This window comes from Bacillus sp. 7_6_55CFAA_CT2 (assembly GCF_000238655.1).
In the GTDB taxonomy this organism is placed as follows: domain Bacteria; phylum Bacillota; class Bacilli; order Bacillales; family Bacillaceae_G; genus Bacillus_A; species Bacillus_A cereus.
In genome coordinates this window covers 637,583-644,026 of the sequence record NZ_JH414708.1, presented here as the reverse complement: position 1 = coordinate 644,026, position 6,444 = coordinate 637,583, and the positions used below count along the sequence as shown (strand labels likewise).

Below are 6,444 nucleotides of genomic sequence, written 5' to 3'. Positions count from 1 at the left end.
TTTTTTATTGGCAATAAGGTTCTTGCCGTTTCAGGGTAATCAGTAATAATCGCCGATATATTCATATCAAAATATTTACGCATAAGCGTTTCTTCATTAATTGTATAAGGGCGAACTTCTACACCACTTTCCATCGTTAGTTCGGCAATAGCATCTTGAAGATAACGATAATTCGGATGTACTGCTGTAGCCCCCATTTTTTTCGCGTATGCCCACGGACTATGCAAACCTTCGCGATATAAAATTGCTGTTTGAATATCAGGAGCCATCATATGGCACCGTTTCATACTGTAGTGATTAAACGAAGAAAATATAACACGATCCTCTAGACTAAATTTCCGTACAAGCGTTATAACTTCTTCCTCTAAACCTCTGTATGGAATTTTATTATTTTTAAGTTCAATATTAAGTAGCAAACTCGTTTGTTCAAGCCATTCTAATACCTCTTCTAAAATTGGTATTTTACAAAAACCTACTTTATCACCAAATTTATAACTTGCATCTAACTTGCATAAGTCCTCATATACATAATTCCGAACCGCACCTTTTCCATTTGTTGTCCGGTCCACCGTTTCATCGTGAATGACGACAACTTTTCCATCTTTCGTTAATTGAACATCAAGTTCAATTCCATCCGCTCTAAAAGACTCAGCTGCTTCAAATGAAATCATTGTATTTTCTGGGTACGTTCCAGCCGCACCACGATGTGCAAATATAAGAGTCATCCTCACTCCCCCAATCTTATGCTATACTATACGAAAAAGGAGGTACTTCTATGAGACCATTACAAATCTCTCCAGATACTGCAGTCCGCTTATCAAAAGCACTAGGTGTTCCACTTGAACAACTCATGCATATGCCGCAGCACATTTTAATTCAAAAACTAGTTGAATTAGAAACACAAAATAAAGACGAAGAATAATACAGTCCTGTTTTTTGCAGGACTTTTTATTATTTTCTATTATATCACGGATGCCTTTCCTACTAAAATCCTTTAACAGATGTACTACGATGTGATTTAGCCGTTCCTTCATCATTTAATAATGAATCACATCTTTTCTTTTTTGTTACACGTCATAAAGAAAGCAGACCATTTATTTATAAGTCCCCATTGCGTCCTAAAAACACGATCATAAAAAACTAGAAGCCCTTTATATTGTTTTTTATTGAACGTGCGGAGCATCCCCTGATTCGTATAGTTCTTTCGCTTTTTCCTACACGAATGTAGTTAAAATATAATGTTGCTCTTCTAACGCATCCATTGCTCTAGTTGCTTTACAAACGCTATCTTCTTGAGCATCTGAGAAATAATTGTGATCTTCTACAATTTTACTAAAATCTTTTTTCGCCCATCTATCAGCAATTGCTAAAAGTTCATTTTTCTTCGCAAAGCTACTCTTATTTATAATTTCTTTTAATTTTTTAGTATTACTTTGAATCATTGGGATAGAGCCCGATTTTCGTTCTGCCACCACTTTTTGATGAGTCATGCGATGCATCGCTGTAATGACTTCGCTTTCAGTAGAATTTTCAGTAACATACACATCAACAAAGACCCCATCTACCTCTCTACCTACTATTGTTTGGTCTTCTTTTTTATCTATTTGAGCACTCACTTCTTTATCTACGGGATTATCTGCAAGTTCTAACATTCCAAATGTAACTGCAATAGCAAGAACTCCCATAGCTGCTACTATTCCTAGCCAAGTTGAAATTTTATTTTCCATTCCCCTTCTCCCTATCTATATCTATTTTATTGCCTTATAAAAAACTCACTTACATGTAATATTACTAAAAATAGGTTTTATTTTCCATACTATCAAATAATCTCTTTTTCCCAACAAAATAAAAAGACCAACGAATTATAACATTCATTGGTCTTTAAATAAAAAGTTCATTGGCTTTAAATTTGATATCGAGTATCAATTTCAAGAATTATTAAGCTTTACTAAAGCTTAAATCCCTTACTACTTTTACTCTCAACTAGCTTTATGTTCAAGTCTCAGCTTATCCGCAACCATTGCGATAAACTCAGAATTCGTAGGTTTTGCTTTTGACATGGATACTGTATAACCGAATAAGGACGAAATAGAATCAATATTCCCACGGCTCCAAGCTACTTCAATTGCGTGACGAATTGCGCGCTCAACACGGCTTGCTGTTGTATTATATTTCTTTGCGATATCTGGATACAATACTTTCGTAATCGATCCTAATAATTCGATATCATTGTATACCATGGAGATTGCTTCTCGTAAATACATATATCCTTTAATATGAGCGGGTACACCAATTTCATGAATGATACTCGTAATACTCGCATCTAAGTTTTTCGGTTTTCCATCTACTGTTGTGGCTGATCGGAATGATGGTAGTGGACGCTTAATCATAGTGTTTGCTTTACCACTCACTTGACGAATATGACTCGTTAAATTCTCCATATCAAATGGTTTTAATATGAAATATGAGGCACCTAAGTCAACTGCTTTTTTCGTCACATCTTCTTGGCCAAATGCTGTCAACATAATTACGCTAGGCTGTTTTAACCTTTCAATATGTCGCATTTTCTCCAATACAGCTAAACCATCTAAGTGTGGCATAATAATGTCTAAAACGAGTACATCAGGTTGCTTATCTGTTAATAAGTTTAAACACTCTTGACCATTATAAGCAGTACCGATTACTTCCATATCATCTTGAGCGGCTACATAGCTCTCTAACATTGATACTAGTTCTTTATTATCATCCACAAGACATACTTTAATTTTCTCCACAGCTTTTCCTCCCTTACCGAATCGATTCTCCGACATGTGTATCCTTCTAGGCTACATGAATTGTTCGACAATTGTGTGAAAATTCCCTTTTAAAGTTTCTTACTTTCCGATAAAATCACAAAAAAATATGTTTATCGTTCATTTATTCCCTTTCGCAACACATTCCATCATAGAAATACAACGAAACGTTCAACCCTTTCCTTTTATTTTACAACAAAAAACACCTCTTGCGGAGCTTTTACAAAATTTCAACGAATTTTTCAACAGAAAAAGCGAGCTAATAATATATATTAGCTCGCTTTTTTCTCTTGATCATAAATATTAATTCCAGCTTGATGTAACATCCATTCAATATGAACACCATATCCTGATGTTGGATCATTTACAAATACATGTGTAACAGCACCAATTACTTTTCCATTTTGTACAATTGGACTTCCGCTCATTCCTTGTACGATACCGCCCGTTTTCTCTAATAGACGTTTATCTGTTACTTTTATTACCATACCCTTTGTAGCTGGGAATTTTTGCTGCACTGTACTAACAACTTCAATATCAAACGCTTCTACTTTATCTTGATCAATAACTGTTAATATTTTTGCCGGTCCTTCTTTTACTTGATGAGATAATGCGATAGGCATTGCTTTATCCATTATACCGTTTTTCATATTCGTATTTAATTTTCCAAAAATACCATATGGACTATTAATTGTAATATTGCCAATCACTTCACGGTCTGGTGAGAATCTTGCTAATTTCTCCCCTGGATTCCCATGACTACCTCTTTCAATTGATGTAACTGTCGAGCGCATAATTTGTCCATCTTCGACTTGAATCGGCTTTTTCGTATCATTATCAGAAATAACATGACCAAGTGCCCCATATTTCATAGAATCTGGATGAACAAATGTCATCGTTCCAATTCCAGCTGCCGAATCACGGATATACAAGCCAATTCGATAAGACGATTCACCGTTGTCTTTTTGTGGAGTTAGCTTCGTACGAATATATTTTCCATCTCTTAACAATACAAGATTAAGCGGTTCACCTGTTTCTCCACTATTATGAATAAACGGTGCTACATCACTCATTCTTTCAATTGTTTTACCATTAATTTCAGTAATCATATCTCCAATTTGTACACCTGCTGTTTCACCAGGAGATATTTTACCTTTTTCAGTTTGAATTAAATGATGGCCTACAACAAGTACACCTTTTGTATTTAATTTCACACCAATTGATTGTCCACCTGGAATCACTTTAAAATCTTTTAACACTTTCACATTTACTTTTTTCACTGGAAAACCAGCAAGCTGAAATACCATATCAGCTTCACCATTTTGATGAGAATTTACCATAAGTCCTTGTTTTTGTTCATTCGAACTCACTGTAAATACATGACGATTTGTGGATGAAGCTTTGAAAACTGGTAATGATGATATTTCTGATTGTTGCCCTTCAAAAACAACAAGTTGTTTCGGTGATGAAATAAACGTTCGAAGCGGTTTAAAACATCCAATAAAAACTAAAGAAACAAGGAGACAAAGACCTATTATTTTTCGAAATTTTTCTAATTTCAACTTGTTCACTCTCCTCGCTCCTACCCCACATTCAGCCTCTTGGCTTCACTTTTTAATCTCTCCTTGCAGTGCTTTATTTATAACCGGAAGAATTAAGAAATCGTCATTTGAGAAAAAAAGCTATCCATTACTGGATAGCCTCTGCTGTCTGTTTAAAATGATGCGCTTGCGTAAGTAATTCTTTCGCATGCTCTGTCGTTAAATCTGTGATTTCCACACCAGAAATCATTCGAGCTATTTCTGTTACTTTATCCTCCATAGTTAAAACAGTAACTGATGTAATTGTCCGATCATTCGCTACTTGTTTTCGAATAAATAAATGTGAATCCGCCATTGAAGCTACTTGAGGTAAGTGCGTAATACAAAGTACTTGCGAGTTTACTGATACTCGATAAATTTTTTCCGCAATAGCCTGTGCGACCCGGCCACTTACACCCGTATCCACTTCATCAAAAATAACAGATGCAACCCCTTGATGCTTAGAAAAAATGCTTTTTAAAGCTAAAATGATACGAGATAACTCTCCGCCAGAAGCAACCTTTGAAAGTGGTTTTAGCGGCTCTCCTGGGTTCGTTGAAATATAAAATTCCACATGATCGTAACCATCCGCCGTAAGTCTTACCGGCGCACCTTCCACAAGGGGCTCTTCTGCATTTCCTTCTCTCTTCATAATTCTCACTTCAAATTTCGTTTTTTCCATATATAATTCTTTTAATTCCTGATGAATTGCATTTGTAAGGTGTTCTGCAAGCTCATGACGCATATTACTTAACAACGTTGCTTCTTTCATAATAACACTTTCTAATTCCTTCAACTGTTTCTTCGTCGTTTCAATATGAACGTCTTTATTTTCAATCGTAAAAATTTCCTGTTCAATTTTATCAGCATACGCTAAAATCTCTTCTACATTATTTCCATATTTTCTCTTTAGCATACGAATTTCATTCAAACGTGTTTCGATTTCATCTAAACGATTTGGATCATATTCCATCATATCGAGCTTTTCCCTCAGTTGATAGGCAACCTCTTCTAATAAGTAATAGCTATTTGCAATTGAATCATGATTCTCTTGATACACATCATCTAAATGTGTAATACTTTCCATTTGCCCCATTGCACTTCTTACATTATCTAATCCTTGTCCGTCGGCACTTAAAGAACGATATGCATCACCTAACGCTTTATAAATCTTTTCAAAATTAGAAATTTGCAATCGTTCCTCAGTTAATTCATTTTCTTCATCCATCTTTAAATCCGCCTTGCGAATTTCCTCGTGCTGAAATTGAATTAAATCTAAGCGATGTGCCATTTGTTGCTCATTTTCACTTAACGATTTCAATTGTTTTTTTAATTTTTCATAGTCAGCGTATACGTTTTGATATATGTCTAATTGTTTAACGATTCGATCCCCATCAAAGTGATCAAGCATAAACAGATGTCGTTCTTCATTCATTAAATCTTGCGTTTCGTGTTGTCCATGAATATCAACAAGTGTTTTCCCAATTTCTTTTAATATGCTAAGTGTAACAAGCTTCCCATTTACACGACATACACTCTTCCCGTTCGCAGCAATATCACGCTTTAAAATAATCATACCATCTTCTATTTCTATATCTAACTCTTCTGCCTTTTCAATACATGGATGCTTCTCATCTTCAACATAAAATAGCCCTTCAATCTCAGCCTTTTCTGTTCCATATCGAACAAATTCTGCTGACCCACGGCCACCTACAAGTAAACTAATTGCATCAATAATAATCGATTTTCCGGCCCCTGTTTCACCGCTTAAAACCGTTAAACCTTTTTGAAAAGAAATATTTAATGCTTCAATAATAGCAAAGTTTCTAATCGATAATTCCGATAACAATGCCCCATTCACCTCGTTATAAAATAATCCCTTACTAAAGGATTTTCTCAGTTCTTCATTCAAATAATCATGCTATATATTTGTATGTATATACTCTTCTAACCCGCTTCATTGTACCAAACATTTGTTTTACGGGTCAATCCATCTATTTTTTAACTTTATGCAAACAAAATATTATATTACAATTGAAAATTCATATTTTTAACCAATAAAAATATCTTGT

General features: G+C 34.8%; 6 protein-coding genes. 1 reads left to right on the top strand and 5 read right to left on the bottom strand.

The window, feature by feature from the left end; translation table 11 throughout:
* Positions 1 to 725 (bottom strand): glycerophosphodiester phosphodiesterase (locus tag HMPREF1014_RS03570; protein WP_009326535.1); only part of this gene is annotated, 725 nt, incomplete at its 3' end.
* 50 nt (positions 726 to 775) lie between these two features.
* Between HMPREF1014_RS03570 and HMPREF1014_RS03565 the strand changes: the two genes are divergently transcribed.
* Positions 776 to 922, top strand: coding sequence for a YycC family protein (locus HMPREF1014_RS03565; RefSeq protein WP_001247673.1), 147 nt, complete (start codon positions 776 to 778; stop codon positions 920 to 922).
* 292 nt (positions 923 to 1,214) lie between these two features.
* On the opposite strand, the gene HMPREF1014_RS03560 is transcribed toward HMPREF1014_RS03565, so the two are convergent.
* The 4 genes from HMPREF1014_RS03560 to recN form a co-directional block, all read right to left on the bottom strand.
* Positions 1,215 to 1,727, bottom strand: coding sequence for a PRK06770 family protein (locus tag HMPREF1014_RS03560; RefSeq protein WP_000428233.1), 513 nt, complete (start codon positions 1,725 to 1,727; stop codon positions 1,215 to 1,217).
* A gap of 252 nt (positions 1,728 to 1,979) precedes the next feature.
* On the bottom strand, positions 1,980 to 2,774 hold the full coding sequence (spo0A, locus tag HMPREF1014_RS03555; protein ID WP_021727703.1) for a sporulation transcription factor Spo0A: 795 nt from the start codon (positions 2,772 to 2,774) through the stop codon (positions 1,980 to 1,982).
* Positions 2,775 to 3,064: 290 nt separating this feature from the next.
* Positions 3,065 to 4,363 (bottom strand): SpoIVB peptidase, encoded by a 1,299-nt coding sequence (gene spoIVB / locus HMPREF1014_RS03545; RefSeq protein ID WP_002098091.1) that lies wholly within the window; start codon positions 4,361 to 4,363, stop codon positions 3,065 to 3,067.
* A 118-nt stretch (positions 4,364 to 4,481) separates the two neighbouring features.
* Positions 4,482 to 6,221 (bottom strand): DNA repair protein RecN, encoded by a 1,740-nt coding sequence (gene recN, locus HMPREF1014_RS03540; RefSeq protein ID WP_000947763.1) that lies wholly within the window; start codon positions 6,219 to 6,221, stop codon positions 4,482 to 4,484.
* Between the last annotated feature and the right edge of the window lie 223 nt (positions 6,222 to 6,444).

Coding starts and splice junctions, on each gene's coding strand:
- HMPREF1014_RS03565 (WP_001247673.1), top strand. CDS start 776: ATGAGACCATTACAAATCTCTCCAGATACTGCAGTCCGCTTATCAAAA.
- HMPREF1014_RS03560 (WP_000428233.1), bottom strand. CDS start 1,727: ATGGAAAATAAAATTTCAACTTGGCTAGGAATAGTAGCAGCTATGGGA.